The sequence below is a fragment of the Thauera sp. 28 genome, assembly GCF_000310145.2.
GTDB classification, from domain to species: domain Bacteria; phylum Pseudomonadota; class Gammaproteobacteria; order Burkholderiales; family Rhodocyclaceae; genus Thauera; species Thauera mechernichensis.
Genome location: NZ_AMXA01000044.1, coordinates 1 through 22981, shown reverse-complemented (window position 1 = coordinate 22981; position 22981 = coordinate 1). Strand labels below are relative to the sequence as shown.

19 protein-coding genes are annotated in these 22981 nt (G+C 66.4%); 4 read left to right on the top strand and 15 right to left on the bottom strand.

All coding sequences use genetic code 11. From position 1 onward, the window contains the following. The first annotated feature begins 213 nt into the window (after positions 1–213). On the top strand, positions 214–651 hold the full coding sequence (locus C662_RS18305) for a PhaM family polyhydroxyalkanoate granule multifunctional regulatory protein (RefSeq protein ID WP_002932935.1): 438 nt from the start codon (positions 214–216) through the stop codon (positions 649–651). Between the two features lie 12 nt (positions 652–663). Here the strand turns inward: C662_RS18305 and C662_RS18300 are convergent, their stop codons facing one another. The 10 genes from C662_RS18300 to C662_RS20465 all read right to left on the bottom strand — a co-directional run bounded on the left by C662_RS18300 (position 664) and on the right by C662_RS20465 (position 12255). Continuing rightward, positions 664–1854, bottom strand: coding sequence for a CaiB/BaiF CoA transferase family protein (locus tag C662_RS18300; RefSeq protein WP_002932934.1), 1191 nt, complete (start codon positions 1852–1854; stop codon positions 664–666). A 190-nt stretch (positions 1855–2044) separates the two neighbouring features. Next, the gene (locus C662_RS18295; protein ID WP_002932933.1) at positions 2045–3280 is read right to left on the bottom strand and encodes a phenylacetate--CoA ligase family protein; all 1236 of its coding nucleotides are present in this window, start codon (positions 3278–3280) and stop codon (positions 2045–2047) included. A 50-nt stretch (positions 3281–3330) separates the two neighbouring features. After that, a complete protein-coding gene (locus C662_RS18290) occupies positions 3331–4146 on the bottom strand; it encodes an ABC transporter ATP-binding protein (protein WP_002944813.1) in 816 nt (271 codons plus the stop codon). 54 nt (positions 4147–4200) lie between these two features. Beyond that, complete coding sequence (locus C662_RS18285; RefSeq protein ID WP_002932928.1) at positions 4201–5532, bottom strand: ABC transporter substrate-binding protein; 1332 nt, start codon at positions 5530–5532, stop codon at positions 4201–4203. Between the two features lie 50 nt (positions 5533–5582). Next, positions 5583–6659: a branched-chain amino acid ABC transporter permease gene (locus C662_RS18280; RefSeq protein WP_002932926.1), complete on the bottom strand. Its 1077-nt coding sequence runs from the start codon at positions 6657–6659 to the stop codon at positions 5583–5585. 15 nt (positions 6660–6674) lie between these two features. Then, positions 6675–7604 (bottom strand): branched-chain amino acid ABC transporter permease, encoded by a 930-nt coding sequence (locus C662_RS18275; RefSeq protein ID WP_002932924.1) that lies wholly within the window; start codon positions 7602–7604, stop codon positions 6675–6677. Positions 7605–7616: 12 nt separating this feature from the next. After that, positions 7617–8438, bottom strand: coding sequence for an ABC transporter ATP-binding protein (locus C662_RS18270; protein ID WP_002932911.1), 822 nt, complete (start codon positions 8436–8438; stop codon positions 7617–7619). A 14-nt stretch (positions 8439–8452) separates the two neighbouring features. Then, positions 8453–10444, bottom strand: coding sequence for an AMP-dependent synthetase/ligase (locus C662_RS18265; RefSeq protein ID WP_002932908.1), 1992 nt, complete (start codon positions 10442–10444; stop codon positions 8453–8455). A 213-nt stretch (positions 10445–10657) separates the two neighbouring features. After that, complete coding sequence (locus tag C662_RS20470; protein ID WP_232433314.1) at positions 10658–11485, bottom strand: sensor domain-containing diguanylate cyclase; 828 nt, start codon at positions 11483–11485, stop codon at positions 10658–10660. Positions 11486–11508: 23 nt separating this feature from the next. Next, the gene (locus C662_RS20465) at positions 11509–12255 is read right to left on the bottom strand and encodes a HAMP domain-containing protein (RefSeq protein ID WP_002932903.1); all 747 of its coding nucleotides are present in this window, start codon (positions 12253–12255) and stop codon (positions 11509–11511) included. Positions 12256–12439: 184 nt separating this feature from the next. Here C662_RS20465 and C662_RS18250 point away from each other — a divergent pair, with 184 nt between their 5' ends. Together C662_RS18250 and C662_RS18245 are read left to right on the top strand one after the other, a co-directional pair. Further along, positions 12440–13519, top strand: a complete 1080-nt coding sequence (locus C662_RS18250) for a hypothetical protein (protein WP_002932901.1) — start codon at positions 12440–12442, stop codon at positions 13517–13519. 4 nt (positions 13520–13523) lie between these two features. After that, positions 13524–14651: a peptidoglycan -binding protein gene (locus C662_RS18245; RefSeq protein WP_002932898.1), complete on the top strand. Its 1128-nt coding sequence runs from the start codon at positions 13524–13526 to the stop codon at positions 14649–14651. Positions 14652–14690: 39 nt separating this feature from the next. Here C662_RS18245 and C662_RS18240 read toward each other — a convergent pair whose 3' ends face one another. The 5 genes from C662_RS18240 to icmF form a co-directional block, all read right to left on the bottom strand. Next, positions 14691–15092: a hypothetical protein gene (locus C662_RS18240; RefSeq protein WP_232433313.1), complete on the bottom strand. Its 402-nt coding sequence runs from the start codon at positions 15090–15092 to the stop codon at positions 14691–14693. A gap of 32 nt (positions 15093–15124) precedes the next feature. Next, positions 15125–16390, bottom strand: a complete 1266-nt coding sequence (locus tag C662_RS18235; protein WP_037985044.1) for a porin — start codon at positions 16388–16390, stop codon at positions 15125–15127. Positions 16391–16413: 23 nt separating this feature from the next. After that, a complete protein-coding gene (locus tag C662_RS18230; RefSeq protein ID WP_002932894.1) occupies positions 16414–16803 on the bottom strand; it encodes a DUF2721 domain-containing protein in 390 nt (129 codons plus the stop codon). Between the two features lie 121 nt (positions 16804–16924). Further along, on the bottom strand, positions 16925–17803 hold the full coding sequence (locus C662_RS18225; protein WP_002932893.1) for a PEP-CTERM sorting domain-containing protein: 879 nt from the start codon (positions 17801–17803) through the stop codon (positions 16925–16927). A gap of 254 nt (positions 17804–18057) precedes the next feature. Further along, entirely contained in the window at positions 18058–21324 is a 3267-nt protein-coding gene (icmF, locus tag C662_RS18220; RefSeq protein WP_002932891.1) for a fused isobutyryl-CoA mutase/GTPase IcmF, read from the bottom strand. Positions 21325–21639: 315 nt separating this feature from the next. Here icmF and C662_RS18215 point away from each other — a divergent pair, with 315 nt between their 5' ends. Next, positions 21640–22710 carry an AraC family transcriptional regulator gene (locus C662_RS18215; RefSeq protein ID WP_002932889.1) on the top strand — a complete coding sequence of 357 codons (1071 nt, stop codon included), beginning with the start codon at positions 21640–21642 and terminating at the stop codon, positions 22708–22710. The last annotated feature ends 271 nt before the right edge of the window (positions 22711–22981 follow it).

Here is a 22981-nt window from a genome sequence, read left to right as displayed (position 1 = left end):
CGCGAGCTTTTCCGGGCGGCTGCGATGGGCTGTGTCGCCTTCAACCCCTCGCGGCTGGCGCCGCTCCTACGGCGGGAACAGACACCGCGGCGCCCCCCCGGTAGGCGCGGCGCAAGCCGCGAGCTTCCCGGGCGGTTGCGTACGGCCGTGCACAGCGCTCCTCATGCATCGGTTAATATTGCTGCATACCTTCAACCCACAGGGAGTGCCGCAATGTCTCAGGATCAGAACGCGCAGGACCCGCTCGATTTCGTTCGCGGCATGTGGAACAGCATGGGCTTCTCGCTGCCCGGCATGGTCACGCCCACGCTGGATGTCGATGAACTCGACAAGCGCATCGCCGACATGAAGGCGGTCGAGGGCTGGCTGAAGATGAACCTCAACATGCTGCAGATGAGCATCCAGGGCCTCGAGATGCAGCGCGCCGCCATCGCCGCCGTGAAGGCAATGAGCCAGCATGCGGCGGGCAGCGACGCACCGGGCGCGGACAACGCCGCAAACGCAGGCGCCAACCCCTTCGCCGCTGCCGCTGCGATGTGGCCCTGGAACATGATGAACAACGCACAGGCCGACGACGCCCAGGCCGCGGCCGACAGCGCTGCCAAACCCGCGGCCCGGGGCGGCCGCCGCAAGGCGCCCGCCGACAAGTAAGCCGGAACAGCGTCAGATCACGCCCGCTGCACGCAAGCGGGCGCGCTCATCGGCTCCAAGCCCAAGCCCGGCCAGGATCTCATCGGTGTCGGCACCCGCGCGCGCAGGCGCCGGGCTCGCGGCACCCGGCGGCATGCCACCGAGACGGACAGGTGGGCCGAACTGGCGCACACCGCCCACCTCCATCACCATGCCGCGCGCGCGCAACTGGGCATTCTCCAGGCTCTCCTCCAGCCTGAGCACCGGCGTCACACAACAATCCACACCGTCGAACAGCGCCACCCAGGCCTGCTGGCTACGACTGCGGAAGATCGCCGCCAGTGCGTCCCGCACCCGCTTGCCGTCTTCGCCGACCGCGAGATGGCCGGGCTTCAGGTCCGGGCGCTCGAGGGCATCGCACAACATGTGCCAGAACTTCTCTTCCAGCGCCCCCACCGCCATGTGGCGGCCGTCCGCAGTCTCATACACGCCATAGCAGGGCACGCCGCCGTCCAGCAGATCCTCGCCGCGCGGCCGCACATGTCCGTTGGCCAGCACCTCGGCAAGCGGGAAGATCGCGTGCGCGAAGGCCGCATCGGTCATCGACACATCGACATGACGCCCCTGGCCACGCTGGCGCGCATCGAACAAGGCCACCATGATGCCCATCGCCGCCGCCATCGTACCGCCCAGCAGATCGCCGATCTGCAGGTTCGACAACGCGGGCGGACCGCCCGCAACACCGATCTGGTCGAGCACCCCGGCATAGCCGATGTAATTGATGTCATGCCCGGCGCGCTCGGCATACGGACCGCTCTGGCCGTAGCCCGAGATGCTGCACAGGACGATCGCCGGCTTGCGCTCGGCAAGCACCGCATAGCCGAGGCCGAGCCGCTCCATCACCCCGGGCCGAAACCCCTCGACGACGACATCGGCCTCATCGACCAGCCGCAGGAACAGCGCCCTGCCCTCGGCCTGCTTCAGGTCCAGGCGCAAGCTGCGCTTGTTGCGGTTGACCACCTGGTAGAAGTAGCTGGTCTCGCCCCCCATCGCACCCATGGTACGGGCATAGTCACCAGCGCCGGTGTCCTCCACCTTGATCACCTCGGCACCGTAGTCGGACAGATGCTGCGTCGCGAGCGGGCCAGGCAGCAAGCGCGTGAGATCCAGGATGCGCACGCCAGCGAGGGGCGCATGCGTGGCGGGAGAATGAGCCGGGTTCATGTATGTATCCGTGATGATGTCTTGACTGGCCGGCATTATGCCAACCGGCGCCGCCCCGACGGCCCCCGCACACGCCTCGCCCCCCGTAGGAGCGGCGCAAGCCGCGAGGGGTTGAAGGCGATGAGCGCTGGGCGGGACGGCGACAAGCTCGCGGCTGGCGCCGCTCTGACACGGGGGCCAGCCAACCGTGTCAGTTGTAGACGCGCACGTCGTCGATGACCTTGCCGTCGTTGGCGAGCGCGCCGGAGGGCAGGAAGGCGACCTCGCCACGCAGCTTGGTGAGCTCGCGAATGCTGCTGGCCACGGCGGCTGCGAGCGCTTCGCTGCCACCACCGGCCACCTCGCACATGAGGGTCATGCGGTCGTTGAGATCGGGGTTGTCCACCACCAGGCGGGCACGGCGAATCTCGGCGTGGCGGCGCACCACATCGGCGATCTGCCCCGGATGGACGAACATGCCCTTGACCTTGGTCGTCTGGTCGGCACGCCCCATCCAGCCCTTGATGCGCAGATTGGTGCGTCCGCAAGGCGACGCACCCGGCAGCACGGCCGAAAGGTCGCCGGTACCAAAACGGATCAGCGGGTAATCGGGGTTGAAGGTGGTCACAACGACCTCGCCAACTTCGCCCTCGGGCACCGGATCCCCCGTCCCCGGACGCACGATCTCGAGCAGGATGTCCTCGTCGACCACCAGGCCCTCGCGTGCCGGCGTCTCGTAAGCGATCAGGCCGATGTCGGCGGTCGCATACGCCTGGTAGGCCTGGATGCCACGCGCTGCGAAAGCGTCGCGCACGCTCGGCGGAAAGGCTTCACCCGACACGAAGGCCTTGGTGAAGGACGGCCGCAGGCCGGCCTCGTCCGCCTTCTCGAGCAGGATGCGCAGGAAGGACGGCGTACCCACGTAGGCATTGGGCTGCAGGTCGGCAATCGCTGCCAGTTGCTGCTCGGTCTGCCCCACCCCGGCCGGAAACACCGTGCACCCCAGCGCATGGGCGGCCGTCTCCATCATCGAACCGGCGGGCGTGAAGTGGTACGAGAAGGTGTTATGCACCAGGTCGCCCGCGCGGAAACCCGCCGCGTGCAATGCGCGCGCGAGCCGGTAGTAGTCGGGCCGGGCGCCTTCGGGCTCGTACAAGGGGCCGGGCGAGGCAAACACGCGTCGGCACGCCGCCCCCCAGCCAACCGCCGCAAAGCCGCCGAAGGGCCGCGCCGCCTTCTGCTGCTCCAGCAGTTCGGACTTGCGCGTCACCGGCAGCGTCGCCAGGGCCTCGCGGCTGATGATGGTGTCCGGGTCAACATCCTCGAGCAGGCGGGAAAAGGCGGGCGCGCTCGCCCGCGCGTGGGCGATCTGGCCGGGGAGGCGTGCGAGCAGCGCACGCTCGCGAGCGTCCGCGGGCAGCGTTTCGCGATCGTCGTAAAAAGTCATGTCGGCATCCTTGCGCGATCCGGTATGGAGGAAGTGCGTCGCCCGCAGGCTCAGCTCAGCCAGCGCTTGCGGCGGCGATAGTGCTTGATGTCGCGGAAGCTCTTGCGACCCTCACCGGACAGGCCGAGGTAGAACTCCTTGACGTCCTCGTTGGTCGCCAGGTCCTTGGCTGCGCCTTCCATCACGATGCGGCCGTTCTCCATGATGTAGCCGAAGTCCGCATAGCGCAGGGCCACCATGGTGTTCTGTTCGGCGAGCAGGAAGCTCACCCTTTCCTTGGTGTTGAGATCCTTCACGATCTCGAACACTTCTTCCACGATCAGCGGCGCAAGGCCCATCGACGGCTCGTCGAGCAGCACCAGCTTGGGCTTGGCCATCAGCGCACGACCGATCGCGCACATCTGCTGTTCGCCGCCCGAGGTATAGGCCGCCTGGCTGTTGCGGCGCGTCTTCAGGCGTGGGAAATAGTTGTAGACCTTTTCCAGGGTCTCCTCGACCGCGGCCTTGCCGTCGGTGCGGGTATAGGCGCCGGTACGCAGGTTCTCCTCGATGGTCAGGTGGCCGAAGCAGTGGCGGCCCTCCATGACCTGCACCACCCCACGCTTGACGAGATCGGCCGGGGTCAGGGCCTCGACGCGCTCGCCCTTGTACTCCACCGAACCCTTGGTCACGTCGCCGCGCTCGCCCTTGAGCAGGTTGCTGACCGCACGCAACGTGGTCGTCTTGCCGGCGCCGTTGCCACCCAGGAGCGCAACGATGCTGCCCTCCTGCACCGACAGCGAGACACCCTTCAGGACGAGGATCACATGGTTGTAGATCACCTCGATGTTGTTGACGCTGAGGAAGGCTGAATTGGGAGCGTTCATCTTCGATTCCACGGAAAGGCCTCCGCACCCGCAGGTGCGGAGGCACGTTTCAACTTACTGCGCGCACTGCTCGGCGGTACGGCGCTGGATGTTCTTCTCCGCGGCGTACTTGCTCGCCGCGTCGAGCACCATCGGGCGCAGGACCTTGTCGTCGGCCTGGTACCAGTCGGAGCTGAACTCCCACTTGTTGCCGTCCCAGGTGTGGACGCGAACCCACGATGCACCCATGTGGTCGGTGCAGGAGGTCTGCACCGGACGCATCACGCCGGCAAAGCCCATGCCGTCGAGCTTGTCCTGGTCGAGATTGAGGTTCTCCAGGCCCCAGCGCACCTGCTCGCCGGTCATGACCTTGCCCTTGCCGTAGCGCTCCTGGGCGGCGGCAACGCCTTCGACCCCCAACATGGCCGAGATCAGGCCGCGCATGTACAGCACGGAACCGACTTCGTCCTTCGGACCGGTGCCCTGGCCCTTGTCATGCACCATGGCGAGGATGTCCTTGACCACCTTGGAGTTCGGCTCTGCACCGTGCTGCAGGGTGAGCGCGCTGTAGCCCTTGGCGCCGGCGCCGACGTCCTTGACATCCGGCTCGGCACCCGCCCACCACACGCCGAGCATCTTGTCGCGCGGGTAGCCGGTGGCCTGCGCTTCCTTGAGCGAGGTCGAGTTCATCACGCCCCAGCCCCACAGCAGCACGTGGTCCGGACGGTCGCGGCGGATCTGCAGCCAGGTCGCCTTCTGCTCCACGCCCGGGTGGGCAACCGGCAGCAGCTGCAGGTCGAAGCCGTGCATCTTGGCGCGCTCCTGCAGCAAGGGGATCGGCTCCTTGCCGAACGGGCTGTCGTGATAGACCAGCGCGATCTTCTTGCCCTTCAGGTTATCGACGCCGCCGTAGGCCTTGCCGATGTGCTGGATGGCGACGTCGGCCGCCACCCAGTAGGTGCCCAGCAGCGGGAAGTTCCAGGTAAACACCGAACCGTCCTGCGACTCGCTGCGGCCGTAGCCGGCGGTGATCAGCGGGATCTTGTCCACCGGGGCCTTCTCGGTGAGCGCGAAGGTGATGCCGGTCGACAGCGGCTGGAACACCGTCGCGCCCTTGCCCTTCAGGCGCTCGTAGCACTCCACGCCGCGGTCGGTGGCGTAACCCGTCTCGCACTCCTCGAACGACACCTTGACGCCATTGATGCCGCCCTTGGCGTTGACCAGCTTCAGGTAATCGACGTAGCCGTTTGCCCACGGGTTGCCGTTGGCGGCATAGGCGCCGGTGCGATACACCAGGATCGGGAAGTACTGCTCGGCTGCCTGGGCGTGGGCCGCGGGGGTGAACACGGCGGACGACAGGCCCACCGAGGCGATGGCGGCCGCGAGGGCCAGGGAACGGAATTTCATGAGTCTCCTCCTTATTTATGCTTCATGGGCACTGCGAAAGGTGTGCTGCATCAGTGCGGGAACGGCCACAGGCGCAGCTTCTGCTTGGCGATCGACCACAGGCGGGCGAGGCCATGGGGCTCGACGATCAGGAAGAAGATGATCAGCGAACCGAAGATGATGAACTCGGCGTGCGAGATACCGGCAGTCGACACCGTCACCCCCACCAGGCCGCCGAGGAAGGGCAGGAACTGGTTGAGGAAGATCGGCAGGATCACGATGAAGGCGGCGCCGAAGAAGCTGCCCATGATCGAGCCCATGCCGCCGATGATGACCATGAACAGCAGCTGGAACGAGCGATCGACCGAGAACGCCGCCGGCTCCCACGAACCCAGGTGCACGAAGCCCCACAGCGCACCCGCCACACCGATGAAGAACGAGCTCACCGCGAACGCCGACAGCTTGGCGTACATCGGGCGGATGCCGATCACCTCGGCGGCCACGTCCATGTCGCGGATCGCCATCCACTGGCGGCCGATGCTGGCGCGGGTCATGTTCTTGGCCAGCAGCGCGAACACCACCACGAAGATCAGGCAGAACAGGTACTTCTCCACCGGCGTGTTGATCACCCAGCCGAAGGCTTCGAGCTTGGCCACCGACACCGAGCCCGAGGCCGAGTTGTTGGTAAACCAGCCGATGCGCAGGAAGGCCCAGTCGCACAGGAACTGCGCGGCCAGCGTCGCCACTGCCAGGTACAGGCCGCGCACCCGCAGGCTGGGGATGCCGAACAGGATGCCGAAGCCTGCTGCCGCCACACCGCCGAGCAGCATCGCCAGCACCAGCGGCATGCCATCGACCCGCACCATGAAGTTATAGGCTGCGTAGGCACCGATCGCCATGAAGGCACCCGCCCCCAGGGTGATCTGGCCGCAGTAACCCACCAGCAGGTTCACCCCCAGCGCCGCCAGCGCCAGCACCAGGAAGGGGATGAGCACCGCGCGGAACAGGTACTCGTCGGCGAGGAACGGCACGCCGATGGCTGCGAAGGCGATCAGACCGAGGACGAACCACTTGTCCTGGGCGATCGTGAAGATCTGCTGGTCGGCCAGGTAGCTCGTCTTGAACTGGCCATTCTCACGATAAATCACTGTTCTATCTCCCCGTCAGACGCGGTTGATGATCTTTTCGCCGAACAGACCCTGGGGCCGGAACAGCAGCACGATGAGTGCCATCACGTAGGCGAACCAGATTTCGATGCCGCCGCCGACGTAGGGTCCGAGATAGACCTCGGACAGCTTCTCGCCGACACCGATGATCAGGCCGCCGACGATCGCACCCGGCACCGAAGTCAGGCCGCCGAGGATCACCACCGGCAGCGCACGCAGCGCCACGGTGACGAGGGAGAACTGCACGCCCATCTTCGAGCCCCAGATGATGCCCGCCACCAGCGCCACCAGGCCGGCCACGCACCACACGATCACCCAGGTCTTGTTGAGCGGGATGCCCACCGACTGCGCCGCCTGGTGGTCATCGGCCACCGCACGCAGCGCCCGGCCCACCGAGGTCTTCTGGAAGAAGACGGTCAGGCCGCCGACCAGCACCGCCGCCAGCAGCGCAGCGATGAAGTCTTCCTTGTTGATCATGACGCCGCCTTCGATGAGGCCCTCGAACATGATCACCGGGTCCTTCGGCATGCCGACGTTGATCGAGTAGATCTCGCTGCCGAAGAAGGTCTGGCCCAGGCCCTCGAGCACGTAGGCGATACCCAGGGTCACCATCAGCAGGGTCGCCCCTTCCTGGTTGACCAGCTTGCGCAGCACGAAGCGCTCGACCGTCCACGCCACCGCGAACATCACGATACCCGCACCGATGATGCCGATCACGTTGGCCAGGAACAGGCTGTCGCCGCCCAGCGCCGCGTTCGACCACTCGGAAAAGCGCGCCATCGCCAGCGCGGCGACCAGCACCATCGCCCCCTGGGCAAAGTTGAACACCCCGGAAGCCTTGAAGATGAGCACGAAGCCCAGCGCGACCAGCGAATACAGCATGCCGGTCATCAGGCCGCCCAACATCGTTTCGATAAAGAATCCCATGTCCCGCTCCGCTCAGTGACCGCTGCCCAGATAGGCGTTGATGACGTCCTGGTTGTTGCGCACCTCGTCGGGCGTGCCGTCACCGATCTTCTTGCCGTAGTCGAGGACGACCACGCGGTCCGAAATGTCCATCACCACCCCCATGTCGTGCTCGATGAGCACGATCGTGGTGCCGAACTGGTCGCTGATGTCGAGGATGAAGCGGCACATGTCCTGCTTCTCCTCCACGTTCATGCCCGCCATCGGCTCATCCAGGAGCAGGATCTCCGGCTCCATCGCCAGCGCGCGGCCGAGGTCGACGCGCTTTTGCAGGCCGTAGGGCAGCGCCCCCACCGCGGTCTTGCGGATGTGCTGGATCTCGAGGAAGTCGACGATCTCCTCGACCTTCTCGCGGTGTGCGATCTCCTCGTTGCGCGCTGCGCCGATCCACAGCGCCTGCTGGAAGAGGTTGCACTTCATGCGCAGGTTGCGCCCGGTCATGATGTTGTCGAGCACGCTCATGCCCTTGAACAACGCAATGTTCTGGAAAGTGCGCGCGATACCCTGCTTGGCCGCCATGTGCGGCTCCATCTTCTTGCGCTCCTGGCCGCGGAACATGATCTTGCCTTCCTGGGGGTGGTACACCCCGTTGATCACGTTCAGCATCGAGCTCTTGCCCGCGCCGTTGGGGCCGATGATGGCGCGGACCTCGTGCTCGCGGATGTTGAAGCTGATGTCGGTCAGCGCCTTCACCCCCCCGAAGCGCAGCGAGATGTTCTGCAGGTCGAGGATCACGTCGCCGAACTTGCGGCCGCCCTGGGCGGCGGCAGGTGCGGCATTGCTGGCATTCGTCATTATCTCGTCTCTCCTCACGCGGCCCGCTTGCCAGCCTGCTGCGCGAAGGTCTTGACCTCCTCGATGCGCAGATCGGCAGACACCTTGGCCGTGCGGCCGTCTTCGTACTTGACCTGGGTCTCGATGAACTGGCTCTTCCTGCCTTCGAACATGGCTTCGATCAGCTCACCGTACTTCTCGGCGATGAAGTTGCGCCGCACCTTGCGCGTGCGCGTGAGTTCGCCGTCATCCGCATCGAGCTCCTTGTGCAGGATCAGGAAACGCTTGATCTGCGAGCCGCTCATGTTGGGGTCGCTCGCCAGGTCGGCGTTGACCTTCTCGATGCCGTCGCGGATCAGGTCGTACACCGCCGACTGCTGGGCGAGGTCGGCGTAACCCGAGTAGGCCATGCCCTTCTTCTCGGCCCAGTTGCCCACCGCCTCGAGGTCGATGTTGATGAAGGCGGTGACGAACTCCTTGCCGTTACCGAAGGTGACCGCCTCCTTGATGTGCTGGAAGAACTTGAGCTTGTTCTCGATGTAGTTGGGCGCGAACATCGAGCCGTCGGCCATCTTGCCCACGTCCTTGGCACGGTCGATGATCTTGAGGTGGCCGTCCTCGTCGAAGAAGCCGGCATCGCCGGTCATGAAGTAGCCTTCGGCATTGATCGACTCGGCCGTAGCGTCCGGGCGCTTGTAGTAGGCCTTGAGCAGCATCGGCCCCTTCACCAGGATCTCGCCGTTTTCGGCAAGCTTGACCTCGACGAAGGGCGCCGGCTTGCCCACCGAGTCCAGCTTGATCTGGCCATCGGGCTGCAGGCACACGTAGGCGCAGGTCTCGGTCTGGCCGTAGAGCTGCTTCAGGTTGATGCCGATCGAACGGTAGAAGCGGAACAGGTCCGGGCCGATCGCCGCGCCCGCGGTATAGGCCACGCGAATACGGCTCATGCCGAGCACGTTCTTGAGCGGGCCGTACACCAGCAGATTGCCCAGCCAGTACTGGAAGCGGTCACCGCCCGACACCGGTTTGCCGTCGAGGATGTCGGCACCACAGCGGCGGGCCACGTCCATGAAATGGTTGAAGACCTTGCGCTTGAGCGCGCTGGCATCCTCCATGCGGATCATCACCTGGGTGAGCAGGTTCTCGAACACGCGCGGCGGGGCGAAGTAGTAGGTGGGCCCGATCTCGCGCAGGTCGTTCATGACCGTCTCGCCCGACTCCGGGCAGTTGATCGTGAAGCCCGCCACCATCGCCTGCGCGAACGAGAACAGGTGGTCGCCCACCCACGCCATCGGCAGGTAGGACAGGATGTCCTCGCGATCGGTGAGCTGATCGAACTGCATGCCACCACGCGCCGCGGCAATGAAGGCGCCATGGGTCTGGCACACGCCCTTGGGCTTGCCGGTAGTACCCGAGGTGTACAGCATGATCGAGATGTCGTCGGGCGCCCCCTTGTCGATCTCCCCGTTCAGGAAGTCCGACTGGTTGCGGTCGTGGATACGCCCCATCTCCTGCAGCTCATCCAGGCCCATCAGCAGGGTCTGGGTGTAGTGGCGCATGCCGCGCGCATCGTCATAGATCACATGCTCGAGCAGCGGCGCCTCGGGCTGGATCTCGAGCATCTTGTCGACCTGCTCCTGATCCTCGACGATGGCGAACTTGATCTCGGCGTCCTGCAGCACGTAGACCATCTCCTGCGCCACCGCATCCTGGTACATCATCACCGGGATGCCGCCCAGGCACTGGCAGGCCGCAACCGACCAGTACAGACGCGGACGGTTATCGCCAACGATGGCGAGACGGTCGCCACGCTTGAAACCGAGCTGCGCCAGACCGCAGGCGATCGCCCGCACATTCTCGGCCACCTGCGCCCAACTATAGGTCTGCCAGATTCCGTAGGCCTTCTCGCGCATCGCCGGCTGCTGCGGCCGAGCCTTCGCGTGATGCATCAGGTAGCGCGGAAACGTATCCAGCCCACCTGTTGCACCCTGCCCGTGGATATCGGAGCTGCCATTGCCTGCGTCCATTCCACACTCCTCCTTCGGTTTTTGTCCTGTCTGATCCGGCCGCGGGCACCTTGTTATGGTGTATTGCCCGCGGGGCGCGAAGCCGCACCCGTGTCAGTTCAGGATGGAGTGTGACAAGCCACCTTTGCGCAACTGTTTGTGGAATGTACTGAATTGTTGCAGTCGACCGCCGCTGTGTACAAGCACTGGCCGCGGCGCCGCGGCCAGTGCTGCTCAGCCCGGCAAGGCCAGGCGGTACTGTGACTTGCCGGCGCGCTTGGCTTCGTACATCGCCCCGTCGGCACGGCGCAGCAGTTCGCCGATCTGCGCCGGCGGGCAGTGCGTGAAGGCCACCCCGACGCTAACCCCGATCGTCACCCGCGAGACGCCATCGAGCGCGAAGGGCTGGCCCAGCGCCTCCACCAGCTTGCTGGCGATCAGCCGCGCCGTCGCGATCGCATCGAGCCGCGTCAGCAGCACCACGAACTCGTCGCCGCCCAGGCGCGCCACCACATCGGTCCTGCGCACCACCGCCTCCACGCGTCGCGCCACCAGGGCCAGCAAGGCATCGCCGGCGTGGTGGCCGTGCTCGTCGTTGACCGCCTTGAAACCATCGAGGTCCAGCATCAGCAGAGCAAGGCCGGAGCAATCCTCCTGCCGCGTCACCCACTCGCCATAGGCCTTGTCGACGCCGCGGCGATTGAGCAGCCCGGTCAGCACGTCGCGCTCGGCCTGGGCCTGGGCCAGCGCCTCGGCACGCCGGCGCTCGGTAACATCGTTCATGATCCCCTGCAGCATGCCGGCCCGGCCTTCGAGCGGATGCAGGACCACATTCACCCAGCGCACACCGCCCAGCGCAACACGGCACTCGAAGTCGCCGCCCTGAACCGGCTCGCCGAGCGCAATCTGGCGCCGCATCTCATCGAAGCGCCGCTCCGGGTCGGCCAGCTGGTCGCCCAGCAGATAGCACTCGGCATGGTCGTCATGGAGCGGCAGGTCGAACATGCGTGCCAGCCACGGATTCCAGTCCGACAGACGGCCATCGGCATCGAGCGTGAACAGACCGGTCTCGGCGTTCTCGAAGATCAGGTGCCACTTGTGCTCCGCCGCCTCATGCGGCGCTCGCTGGCGATCATCGCGCCCATGCGCTCGATCAAGGCGTTGATGTCGCCCGCCAGGCGGCCGATCTCGTCTCGCCCATGCCCCGTCGGTGTCACCAGACAGGCGCCATGCTCGGCGTCGAGCCGGTGCAGGTCGTCCGACAAGGTACGGATCGGCCGCGTGACGTGGCGGCTCACCACCCAGGCCACACCGCAGGTGATCACGACGACCATGCCCGCCAGCAGCAGGGCGATGAAACGCGAATAGGCACGTGCATCGGCATGCATCGCCGCGTGCTCGGGATGCACCCGCAGCACGCCGACGAGCTCGGCGTCATCAAAGGGCGAGCGCAGCGGCCGGCTCAGCCCGGGCTCGGCCGCCGGCACCTCGCCCCCGGCGGCGGCAAGCTCGCCAGCCTCGCCCTCGATCGCCGCACGAGCGATGCTGCGATTGTGCAAGAGCCCGCTGACCACCTCGCGCGCCAAGTGTTCGTCATGTGCAAAGGCCGCCACGCTGGCCGCGCGCTCCACGGTCAGGAGCTGCTCGCCCAGCTTCGCGTCCAGTCGCGCACGCTCCTCCTTCTCCACCAGGAGTGCGCCGGCCGCACCGACGAGCACACCGACCAAGGCCCCCAGGACGAGGATCAGCACCGTGGCCCGCGAGGCGATGCTGCGCCGCCAGCCCACGGACTGGAACGGCACACTCGAACCTGCGATATTTGGCGCTTTCATCAAAATTAATTCATAACGGCAAATTTATTGACCATTGTCCTGCCGCTCGCGACAGACAAAAATGACCCATGTCACAGGCGGGCACGCAAACCTCAAATTCTGCAGGATTCGCGCTAGACTCACCCGCACCCGATTACCCGAACCGGGCGCCTGCGCGGCGCCCTGCATCCAGGAAAAGCCCTCGATGGAACGCAAGGCCTTCACCAAACCCGTCCATGTCACGACCTGGATGGGCATCTTTCTCGCCCTCGTCGCCGCGCTGGCCGCCGTGCTCGTGCCCCAGCTCAAGCACGCCTTCGTCGCCAACGCCGCCTTCAACGGCGTCATCCTGTTCGTGCTCGCCGTCGGTATCGCGGTCAACCTGCGCCAGGTCTGGCGCCTGCAGCGCGAGGTGCTGTGGATCGAGGACTTCCAGCACGGCGAGGCCGGCCCCGCGCCGGGCGGCCTCAAGCCGGTGTTGCTCGCCCCCATGGCGCGCCTGCTGTCGACCCGCAAGCGCGGCCAGTTCCACCTGTCGCCCACCTCCACCCGCTCCATCCTCGACAGCGTGCAGATCCGCCTCGAAGAACAACGCGACCTGTCGCGCTACCTCATCGGCCTGCTCATCTTCCTCGGCCTGCTCGGCACCTTCTGGGGCCTGCTCGTCACCATCCGCTCGATCGGCGAGATCATCGGCAACATGAGCGTCGGCACCGACCCGGTCGCCATGTTCGAAGCCCTCAAGACCAAGCTCGACGAACCCCTGGGCGGCATGGCGACAAGCTTCTCGACCTCGCTGTTCGGCCTCGCCGGCTCGCTCGTCGTCGGCTTCCTCGACCTGCAGTCCGGCCACGCCCAGAACCGCTTCTACAACGAGCTCGAGGAATGGCTGTCGCACATGACCAAGCTGCCCTCCGGCGTCGGCGCCGAAGGCGAAGGCAACGTGCCCGCCTACGTGCAGGCCCTGCTCGAACAGACCGCCGAGAGCATCGAACGCATGCAGCGCTCGGCGGCGGAGTCCGAACGCGAGCGCCGCGCCACGGCCGAGCACCTGGGCGAGCTCAACAACCAGCTCACGCGCCTCGCCGACCTCATCACCCGCGAATCGCGCGACCTCTCCAACCTGTCGGCCAGCCAGGACGACCTGCGCGCGCTGATCCGCCAGGTGGCCCAGCAACCGGCGCAGGGCGCGCAGTTCTCCGAAGACCTGCGTGCCGAGCTGCGCCTGCTGTCGCGCACCATCGGCGCCGCCCTCGGCAGCCAGGGCGGCAACCGGGCGGAATGACGACATGGCCTTGCTGACCCGCCGCCGCCGGCCGATGGACTTCTGGCCCGGCTTCGTAGACGCCCTCGCCTCGCTACTGATGGTGATGGTGTTCGTGATCCTGATCTTCGTCATCGGCCAGTTCGTGCTCGCCGACGCCGTCAGCGGCCGCGACCGCGCGCTCGAACGCCTCAACGCAGAACTCGCCACCCTTGCCCAGACCTTGAGCCTGGAGCAATCGGCGCGCGCGCGCGCCGATCTCAAGGTGGGCGAGCTCAGCGCCTCGCTCGCCAGCACCGAAGCCGAGCGCGAAGCCCTGTCCACCGAGCTGTTCGCCGCGCGCGACGAGCTTCATGCGGCCCAGGACGACGCCAAGGCCCAGCGCGAGGAGGCCGCCCGCCTCAGCACCGACATTGCCGCCCTGCAGCGTCTCAAGGCCGAGCTCGAAGCCGAGGCCGCACGCCTTGCCAGCGCGCTCGACACTTCCGAGCGCGGCCTCAAGGAACAGCAGGAGATGTCCGCCGCCGCGATCGCCCAGGTCGAGTTGCTCAACCGCCAGCTTGTCGCCGTGCGCGAGCAGCTCGAACAGCTCAATGCCGCGCTCGCCTCGGCCGAGGCCGCCACTCGCGACAAGGATCTCAAGATCGAGGAACTCGGCCGCGAGCTCAACCTGGCCCTGGCTGCACGCGTGCAGGAACTGGCACGCTACCGCTCGGAGTTCTTCGGCCGCCTGCAGGCCGTGCTCGGCAGCCGCAAGGACATCCAGATCGTCGGCGACCGTTTCGTGTTCTCCAGCGAGGTGCTGTTCCCCAGCGCCTCCGACGAGGTCAGTGCCGACGGCATGATCCAGCTCACCCGCCTGGCCGAAACGCTCAAGACCCTCGCCAGCGAGATTCCCACCGACCTGCCCTGGGTGTTGCAGGTCGACGGCCACACCGACCGTCGTCCGATCGCCACCGCCCGCTTCCCGTCGAACTGGGAGCTGTCCACCGCGCGTGCGCTCGCCATCGTCAAGTTCCTGCGCAGCCAGGGCATTCCACCGGAACGCCTGGCCGCCACCGGCTACGGCGAGTTCCACCCGCTCGACGCCCGCAGCACCGACGAAGCCTACGCCCGCAACCGCCGCATCGAGCTCAAGCTCACCAGCCGCTGAACCTGCACCGATGGGCAAGGGGCCACACCCCCTTGCCCATCACGGCAGCGGCAGGCGGAACACCACCCTGACGCGCTCATCGATATCGGCGCTCGCCACCGCGGCGAGCGCATGCGGCTCAGCGGCCACACGGTCGACCGCTGCAGCCCCATCCTCGAGCAGTTGCGGCGGCTGGGTACGGCCGGAAAAGCGCAGCCGCGCCCAATAGGCATCGACCTCGGCGATCTCCTGGCGCACAAGCTGGCGGTAGAAAGGCGCGCGATACGCATCCACCTCGTAGATCGTGGCACGCTCGCCAAAAGGCAGCGCGCGCGTGCGCCCGAGAAAGAGGTGCACGACCTGGGTACGCTCGAGCGCCACCACCCCGCTCGCCGGATGTGCGATCACGACCAGTTCGTCCGCGAACACCGCCCCGGCCAGGGCAAGGGATCCGAACAGCATGGACACAAGACGCCGCGTGATCATGCCGGCGCTCAAAAGACGAAATCCAGCGCGGCGGTAAACACGCTCACGCCGCGCGGCCCGACGCTGGTACCGCTGCCATCGAGCAGCATCGACGAGCGTTTGGCCTCGATGCGGTCAAGCTGCAGCTTCAGTGCCGCATTCGGCATCAGGTCATAGCGCACGCCCACGCCCCATGCGTACTGGTCGTTTGCAATCAGCCCGGTGGCGAGCGCATAGGCAGCGCGGATTGGCGCAAGCTCGGCCTGGTCGGCGGGCAACGCCAGCGGCCGCGCTCCCGGTGTAAGCATGCCGCGCGAGTAGGCCAGGAATGGCTTCCACGCCCCCGCCCGATAGGCCAGCGTCGACCCCACGCCCCAGCCCTCGAAGCCCGGAAAGCGGTTCATGCTCGCATCGACCCCGAGCAGCTGGGCCGACCAGGGGCCATGCCGCCAGGTCACGCCAAGGCCGACATAGCTCAGGTTGCTGTTGCGCCCCTCCATCTCCGCGGCCCGGGCGCCCGCCTGCGCAGCAAGCTCGGGCGGCAGCAAGGGCGCGATCTCACGCAGCGCACCGGCCAGGCGCGGCATCAAACCGTCACCCGGCGTGCGCACCTGGCCCCAGGCCAGCCGCATCGCCAGGGCGGTCGACTCCCACTGCAGCGTCGCCCCCAGGGTCGTCGACGCTTCGCGGCGGAACAGGTGGCCGCCCCGGTAGTCCTCGCCGCGCGTGCGTCCGCCATAAAGCTTCAGGCTCAGTTCACCCTCGCCGACGACGGCGCTGGCGCGCAGGTCAACGCCATCGAAACGGTCGAAGCTAAGCTGCCCGTACAGGTCGGTATAAGGGCGCACCGTGGTGTAGGCATAGCCGACATGCGGCGAATCGCCATCCAGGTAAATGTCCACCCCAAGTCGGCCGGCACGCAACTCCAGGCCGGGTGTCGGCGAATACTTGACGAAGCCCCAGCTCAGGCGCGGCGCCCACTCCCCTTTGCCATCCTTGCGCACCACCACCTGCGCCATCGATGACCAGCGTGCGTCGACCTGTACATCGGCCTGCACCCCCAGCACGGAATCGATCCCGGTCTCGAGCCGTCCCGCCTGCGCACCCTCGCGCTGGTCTGCGCGGGCGCGGAACTGGGTGTCCTGCGCATCGTGATAGCTCGCTGCCAGGGTGCCAAAGCCGCTGAGGCGCAAGCCCATTCCGGCTCCTGCCACGTCCTCCTGTGCGGCCGGGCTCGCCGCCCCCCAGCACAACAGCCCCACCGCCACCCAGGCCCTCGCCCCCCATCCGCGCATGAATGTTCCTCGCTCGAGCCCCCTCATTTGCCCGCCGCCTCCAGATCCTTCACCACCACCGACAAGGCCTCGGTCGAGATCAGCACTTCGACGAGCGAAAGCACCAGCGATAGCGCCAGGGTAAGGATGCTGGCGCCGAACAGCAGCTTGCCCGGCACCTGCGCGTCGAGGAACAGCGCGAACATCGACAATGCACACAGCAAGAAGCTGAACACGCCGAAACCCTGCATGTACTGGGTCAGCGCAATGCGGCGCTTGAGCCCTGGCAACTGGCGCTGCACCAATTCCGCCCCGCGGTCGGCCGAGGCACCGAGCTGGCGCACGACCTGGGCAAGCGTCAGAAAACGGTTGGTATAGGCCAGCAGGAGCAGCGAAATGGCAGGAAACAGCAAGGCGGGCGTCGTGAGGTTCATGCTTGGTCTGGTCAACGTGACTGCGACAGGGGTCCAAGCCCCATTCTAGCCCTCGCACACGCCCCAAAAGCAGATCGCCGCGGCATTGCTGCCGCGGCGATCTGCCTTGATGCAACTGGGATCAGCGCATGCGCCGACGATTCACCGCGCCCAGAGCGAACAGCGCCATGCCCATCAGCAACAGGGTGGGGGGTGCAGGCACCGGAGTCGGTTCGTCGCCGCAACCGGTCGTGCAACCGCCCGCATAGGCTTCGGTCACGATGGTCACATAACGCCCCTGGAAGCTCCCGGAGTCGTTGATCGACAGATAGCCCGTCGGCACCGAGGTGAAGCCGCTGTGCGACGAAGTGCCCCAGTTGCTCAGGCCCGCGGTGGTCAGGCCTTCATTGACCGGGAAGCCGGCCGTCGCCGCCGGAATGACCACCGATTCCTCCTGGAAGTACGCCGTCGTACCGGCCAGTTCGGCCGCCAGGAAGGAGTTGGCGTTCGACCACCACTGGCTGCCCGAGCCGGCCCAGCCGTCGGCCAGCGACACGATGCCCAGACCGGTGCCGCTGCCGGCCCAGTTGACCGCATTGATCAGGAAGCCGCGCGGGCCGTCGTCACGCGCACCGGGGCCGTTGATGTAGTGCCAGTCGGCATCCTGGCCCGACAGGAAGGTGCGCGTGCCGCGCGCCGCCTCGATCTCGGACTTGGCACCAAGCAGGCGGGTGGCATCGAAGCCCATCCCGAAAGTCTGGCTGGAGCCGATGACCAGCACGTCATACGCGCTGAAGGTGGGCGTGGGGTCGGACGAGTTCCACAGGGTGAAATTCCAGCTCAGGCTGCCATCACCGGCCGGATCGTAGCTTGCGGCACCCGCGGCCAGATTGGTCATCTGCGTGTTGTAGGCCGAACCCTGGCCGTACCACAGGACGTTGATGGTGGCCGAATGCGCGATGGGCGCAACGCCGATTGCAGCGACGCAGGCCGCGGCGGAAAGAAGATGCTTCAGGGACATGATAGGACCTCATGGGCTTGTTCAAGGAGCTGCTGCACCCCTTCAAGCAATCGGCATGCCAACACCACAAGCCGCTGTTTTATTGAGGTTTCCTTACCAACACCAGGACTGCCTGTAAAAAGAGCCGACACCTTGCCCCCCGGCGGCAGCGCCACCGGCCCCACGCCGGCCCCACTCCGCTCATCCTGCCGGCGCAAAAAAAACGGCGCCGAAGCGCCGGATCCCACAAAGGGAGAGGGAGGGAGCGGGTTGCCTTACATGCTGCGGCGGTACTGGCCGCCGACCTTGTAGAGGGCATCGGTGATCTGGCCGAGCGAGCAGTAGCGCACCGCGTCGACCAGCACCTCGAACACGTTGGTGTTGGCGATCACGGCCTGCTGCAGCTTGGCCTGCCACTTCGGCGCCTCGGCCTTGTTGCGGGCATGGAAGTCGGCCAGACGCTTCAACTGGCCCTGCTTTTCTTCCTCGGTCGAGCGCGCGAGCTCGATCTCCTGCTGGGCCTGACCCTTCGGGTTGAGGAAGGTGTTCACGCCGATGATCGGGTAGGAGCCGTCGTGCTTCTTGTGCTCGTAATAGAGCGACTCCTCCTGGATCTTGCCGCGCTGGTAGCCGGTCTCCATCGCGCCCAGCACGCCGCCGCGGCTGGCGATGGCCTCGAACTCCTTGAGCACCGCCTCTTCGACGAGGTCGGTGAGCTCGTCGATGATGAAGGCGCCCTGGTTCGGGTTCTCGTTCTTGGCCAGGCCCCACTCGCGGTTGATGATGAGCTGGATCGCCATCGCGCGGCGCACGGACTCTTCGGTCGGCGTGGTGATCGCCTCGTCGTAGGCGTTGGTGTGCAGCGAGTTGCAGTTGTCGTAGATCGCGATCAGCGCCTGCAGCGTGGTACGGATGTCGTTGAAGTCCATTTCCTGCGCGTGCAGCGAGCGGCCCGAGGTCTGCACGTGGTACTTCAGCTTCTGGCTGCGCTCATTGGCACCGTACTTGTTCTTCATCGCCACCGCCCAGATGCGGCGGGCGACGCGGCCGATCACCGAGTATTCCGGGTCCATGCCGTTACTGAAGAAGAAGGACAGGTTGGGCGCGAAGTCGTCGATGTGCATGCCGCGCGCGAGGTACGACTCCACGTAGGTGAAGCCGTTCGACAGCGTGAAGGCGAGCTGGCTGATCGGGTTCGCGCCGGCCTCGGCGATGTGGTAGCCCGAGATCGACACCGAATAGAAGTTCTGCACCTTGTTATGGACGAAGTACTCCTGGATGTCGCCCATCATCTTGAGCGCGAACTCGGTGCTGAAGATGCAGGTGTTCTGGCCCTGGTCTTCCTTCAGGATGTCGGCCTGCACGGTGCCGCGCACGGTCGACAGCGTCCAGGCCTTGATCTTGGCGTACTCGTCCTCGGTCGGGTCGCGGCCGTTGTCGGCCTTGAACTTGGCGACCTGCTGGTCGAGCGCGGTATTGAAGAAGAAAGCCAGGATGATCGGCGCCGGGCCGTTGATCGTCATCGACACCGAGGTCGTCGGCGCGCACAGGTCGAAGCCGTCGTACAGCACCTTCATGTCGTCGAGCGTGGCGATGGACACGCCCGAGTTGCCGATCTTGCCGTAGATGTCCGGACGCGGGTCGGGGTCGCAGCCGTACAGCGTCACCGAGTCGAAGGCGGTCGACAGGCGGTGCGCCGGCATGCCCTCGGAGACCCGTTTGAAGCGGCGGTTGGTACGGAAGGCGTCGCCCTCGCCCGCGAACATGCGGGTCGGGTCTTCGCCCTCGCGCTTGAACGCGAACACACCAGCGGTGTAGGGGAAGGAGCCGGGAACGTTCTCCTTCATCAGGAACTTGAGCGTCTCGCCCTCGTCCTCGAAGTTGGGCAGCGCCACCTTGCGGATCTTGCTGCCAGCCAGCGAGGTGTGGGTAAGCTGGGTGCGGATCTCCTTGTCGCGGATCTTCACCACGTACTCGTCGGCGGCGTACAGCGCCTTCTCGGTCGGCCACTGCTCGAGCAGCTTCTTCGCCTGCGGGGTGAGCTCGCCGTCCTTCCAGTTGATGAGTTCGTCAAACGAACCCGCGTCCTTGCCGCACTGCTCGAACAGCCCCTTGGCGATCTTCAGCGACTGGCGCTCACGCGCCACGCGGGCCTGCTGCTCGACGTGCTTGTGGTAACCGCGGACGGTGTCGGCGATCTCGGCCAGGTAGCGGGTGCGGTCGGCGGGGACGATGGCGCGGCCTTCCGAGGACGCCTTCACGCTCACCACCGGCAGCTTGCTCTTGGCGACCTTCAGGCCCTTGCCCACCAGCGCCGGCAGCATGGCCTGGTAGAGCGCGGTGACGCCGTCGTCGTTGAAGCGCGCCGCCATGGTGCCGAACACCGGCATCTCTTCCGGGCGCTGGCCGAACAGCTCGCGGTTGCGCTGGTACTGCTTGGCGACGTCGCGCAGCGCGTCGAGCGCGCCCTTGCGGTCGAACTTGTTGATGGCGACGAAATCGGCGAAGTCGAGCATGTCGATCTTCTCGAGCTGGCTGGCGGCGCCGAACTCGGGGGTCATCACGTACAGCGACAGATCGACGAAGGGCACGATCGCGGCATTGCCCTGGCCGATGCCCGAGGTCTCGACCACCACCAGGTCGAAGCCCGCCAGCTTGCACGCGGCGATGACTTCGGGCAGCGCGGCCGACACTTCCGAGCCGGTGTCGCGGGTGGCGAGCGAGCGCATGTAGATGTTGTCGTGCTCGATCGCGTTCATGCGGATGCGGTCGCCCAGCAGCGCGCCGCCGGTACGCTTGCGCGAGGGGTCGATCGACACGATCGCGAGCTTGAGCTTGTCGTCCTGGTCGAGACGGAAGCGGCGCACCAGTTCGTCGGTGAGCGAGGACTTGCCCGCGCCGCCGGTGCCGGTGATGCCCAGCGTCGGCACCTTGGTCTTGGCCGCCGCCTCGATCAGCGCCTTCTTGACGTCGTCGCCGTAGCCGCCGTTCTCCAGCGCGGTGATGATCTGCGCCAGCGCACGGCGATCGCCGGCGGCGAGCGCCTTCAGCACCGCGTCGGCCTTCTGTGGCGCGGCCTTGGTGATATCCATGTCGCAGCGCTCGACCACGCTGTTGATCATGCCCTGCAGGCCCATCTTGGCGCCGTCTTCGGGCGAGAAGATGTGGGTGACGCCGTACTCGTGCAGCTCCTTGATCTCGGCCGGCACGATCACGCCGCCGCCGCCGCCGAACACCTTGATGTGCTCGCCGCCGTTGGCCTTGAGCAGGTCGATCATGTACTTGAAGAACTCGACGTGGCCGCCCTGGTAGCTGGTGATGGCGATGCCCTGCACGTCTTCCTGCAGCGCGGCATTGACGATCTCGCCCACCGAGCGGTTATGCCCCAGGTGGATGACCTCGGAGCCGGTCGACTGCAGGATGCGGCGCATGATGTTGATCGAGGCATCGTGGCCGTCGAACAGGGCCGCGGCGGTGACGAAGCGCACCTTGTTCTTCGGCTTGTAGGGCGACAGCTTGTGCGCAACGCTGAGGTCGGTCATTTCGGTCATCTCCAGGTTGGATGAGATCTAACCCTGCAATCTTAGAAGCCCGACACCGCCATTGCCATTGCGCTTGCCGACGCTAATCGTGCAAAATCCGCCAACAACACCCCCGCCGCGCACCGCCCCCCGTAGGAGCGGCGCAAGCCGCGAGGGGTTGAAGGCGATGAGCGATCGGCGGACCAACCAAAAGCTCGCGGCTGGCGCCGCTCCTACAGCAGGCCACGGCGCGCCTTCCCCGTAGGAGCGGCGCAAGCCGCGAGGGTTGAAGGCGACTCGCCCATGGCAATAACGATTCTGTGCACTCGAACAACCATGCCCGACACCGCCCCCCACTCCACGCTGCCCCCACGCCTGCGCCGCGGCCGCGCCACGGTAGCGCCCGGCTTCGTCAGCGGCATGCTCGCCGGCTACGTGCGCCGCGGCCACGACCCGGCGCCCCTGCTCTCCCGTGCCGGCATCGACCTTGCAGATACAGCCAGCCGCATTCCCGTCGAACGCTACGCGCTGCTCTACAACCTGTGCATCGAAGCGCTCGACGACGAAGCCTTCGGCCTGCTCCCACAGCCGATGCCGCCGGGCAGCTTCGAATTCCTCTGCCGCGCCATGCTGGGCGCACCAACGCTCGACAAGGCGCTCGGGCGGGCAATCCGCTTTCTGCGCATCGTACTGCCGGGCTTTCGCGTCGAACTGCAGCGTGACGGCGCGCAGGCAAGGCTCCTGATCGACGACGAAGGCCGGCTCGGCCCCCTGGCCGACGACCCCGCCCGCGTGTTCGCGTACGAATGGCTGCTGCGCCTGCTGCATGGCGTGGCAAGCTGGTTCGTCGGCCGCGGCCTCGCCCTCGACGCCGTTCGCTTTCCCTACCCGCGGCCGGCGCACGCCGACGACTACGCGCTGGTCTACACCGAACACTCCAGCTTCGACGCCGAACACCTGGTCGCCGAACTGCAGGCCAACCTGCTCGACCTCCCCCTGCGCCGCGACGAGGCCGCGCTCGCCAGCTTCCTCGACGGCGCGCCGGGCAAGATCACCACCCTCTATCGCCGCGACCGCGAGATGGTGTTCCGCGTCCGCGACCTGCTGCGCGACGCCCTGCCCCACAGCCTGTCGCTGGAAGAAGCGGCCGCCCGCCTGCACCTGTCGCCGCGCACGCTGCACCGTCGCCTCGAGGAAGAGGGCTCGAGCTTCCGCGCCATCAAGGACGCCACCCGGCGCGACATCGCCTATGCGCGGCTGACCAAGACCGCCCAGCCCATCGCCCACATCGCCGCCGAACTCGGCTACGCCGACCCCTCCACCTTCTACCGCGCCTTCGTATCGTGGTCGGGCGTGTCACCCGAGCGGTTCCGGCTGCAGCTTGCGCAGGCGGAAAAGACAACGTGACGTTGACGTAAGCGTCAATTCTTGGCCAAACTGCACGGCTGCGCGCCATGCGGGGGCGGCAAACAAAAAGCTCGCGGCTGGCGCCGCTCCTACGGCAGACCCAACGCGCATCTCCCCTGTAGGAGCGGCGCCAGCCGCGAGGGGTTGAAGGCGATGGGCGTGGGTGGGTGCGACGAAAAGCTCGCGGCTGGCGCCGCTCCTACGGCAAACCCAACGCGCGTCTCCCCGCTGTAGGAGCGGCGCCAGCCGCGAGGGGTTGAAGGCGATGGGC

What these genes read in the sequence shown, in the direction of transcription:
- C662_RS18295 (WP_002932933.1), bottom strand. Translation starts at nt 3,280, where the DNA reads ATGACTTTTTACGACGATCGCGAAACGCTGCCCGCGGACGCTCGCGAG.
- C662_RS20465 (WP_002932903.1), bottom strand. Translation starts at nt 12,255, where the DNA reads ATGAAAGCGCCAAATATCGCAGGTTCGAGTGTGCCGTTCCAGTCCGTG.
- icmF (WP_002932891.1), bottom strand. Translation starts at nt 21,324, where the DNA reads ATGACCGACCTCAGCGTTGCGCACAAGCTGTCGCCCTACAAGCCGAAG.
- C662_RS18275 (WP_002932924.1), bottom strand. Translation starts at nt 7,604, where the DNA reads ATGGGATTCTTTATCGAAACGATGTTGGGCGGCCTGATGACCGGCATG.
- C662_RS18290 (WP_002944813.1), bottom strand. Translation starts at nt 4,146, where the DNA reads ATGAACGCTCCCAATTCAGCCTTCCTCAGCGTCAACAACATCGAGGTG.
- C662_RS18235 (WP_037985044.1), bottom strand. Translation starts at nt 16,390, where the DNA reads ATGCGCGGATGGGGGGCGAGGGCCTGGGTGGCGGTGGGGCTGTTGTGC.
- C662_RS18245 (WP_002932898.1), top strand. Translation starts at nt 13,524, where the DNA reads ATGGCCTTGCTGACCCGCCGCCGCCGGCCGATGGACTTCTGGCCCGGC.
- C662_RS18300 (WP_002932934.1), bottom strand. Translation starts at nt 1,854, where the DNA reads ATGAACCCGGCTCATTCTCCCGCCACGCATGCGCCCCTCGCTGGCGTG.
- C662_RS18230 (WP_002932894.1), bottom strand. Translation starts at nt 16,803, where the DNA reads ATGAACCTCACGACGCCCGCCTTGCTGTTTCCTGCCATTTCGCTGCTC.
- C662_RS18215 (WP_002932889.1), top strand. Translation starts at nt 21,640, where the DNA reads ATGCCCGACACCGCCCCCCACTCCACGCTGCCCCCACGCCTGCGCCGC.
- C662_RS18285 (WP_002932928.1), bottom strand. Translation starts at nt 5,532, where the DNA reads ATGAAATTCCGTTCCCTGGCCCTCGCGGCCGCCATCGCCTCGGTGGGC.
- C662_RS18225 (WP_002932893.1), bottom strand. Translation starts at nt 17,803, where the DNA reads ATGTCCCTGAAGCATCTTCTTTCCGCCGCGGCCTGCGTCGCTGCAATC.
- C662_RS18250 (WP_002932901.1), top strand. Translation starts at nt 12,440, where the DNA reads ATGGAACGCAAGGCCTTCACCAAACCCGTCCATGTCACGACCTGGATG.
- C662_RS18305 (WP_002932935.1), top strand. Translation starts at nt 214, where the DNA reads ATGTCTCAGGATCAGAACGCGCAGGACCCGCTCGATTTCGTTCGCGGC.
- C662_RS18265 (WP_002932908.1), bottom strand. Translation starts at nt 10,444, where the DNA reads ATGGACGCAGGCAATGGCAGCTCCGATATCCACGGGCAGGGTGCAACA.
- C662_RS18240 (WP_232433313.1), bottom strand. Translation starts at nt 15,092, where the DNA reads ATGCTGTTCGGATCCCTTGCCCTGGCCGGGGCGGTGTTCGCGGACGAA.
- C662_RS18270 (WP_002932911.1), bottom strand. Translation starts at nt 8,438, where the DNA reads ATGACGAATGCCAGCAATGCCGCACCTGCCGCCGCCCAGGGCGGCCGC.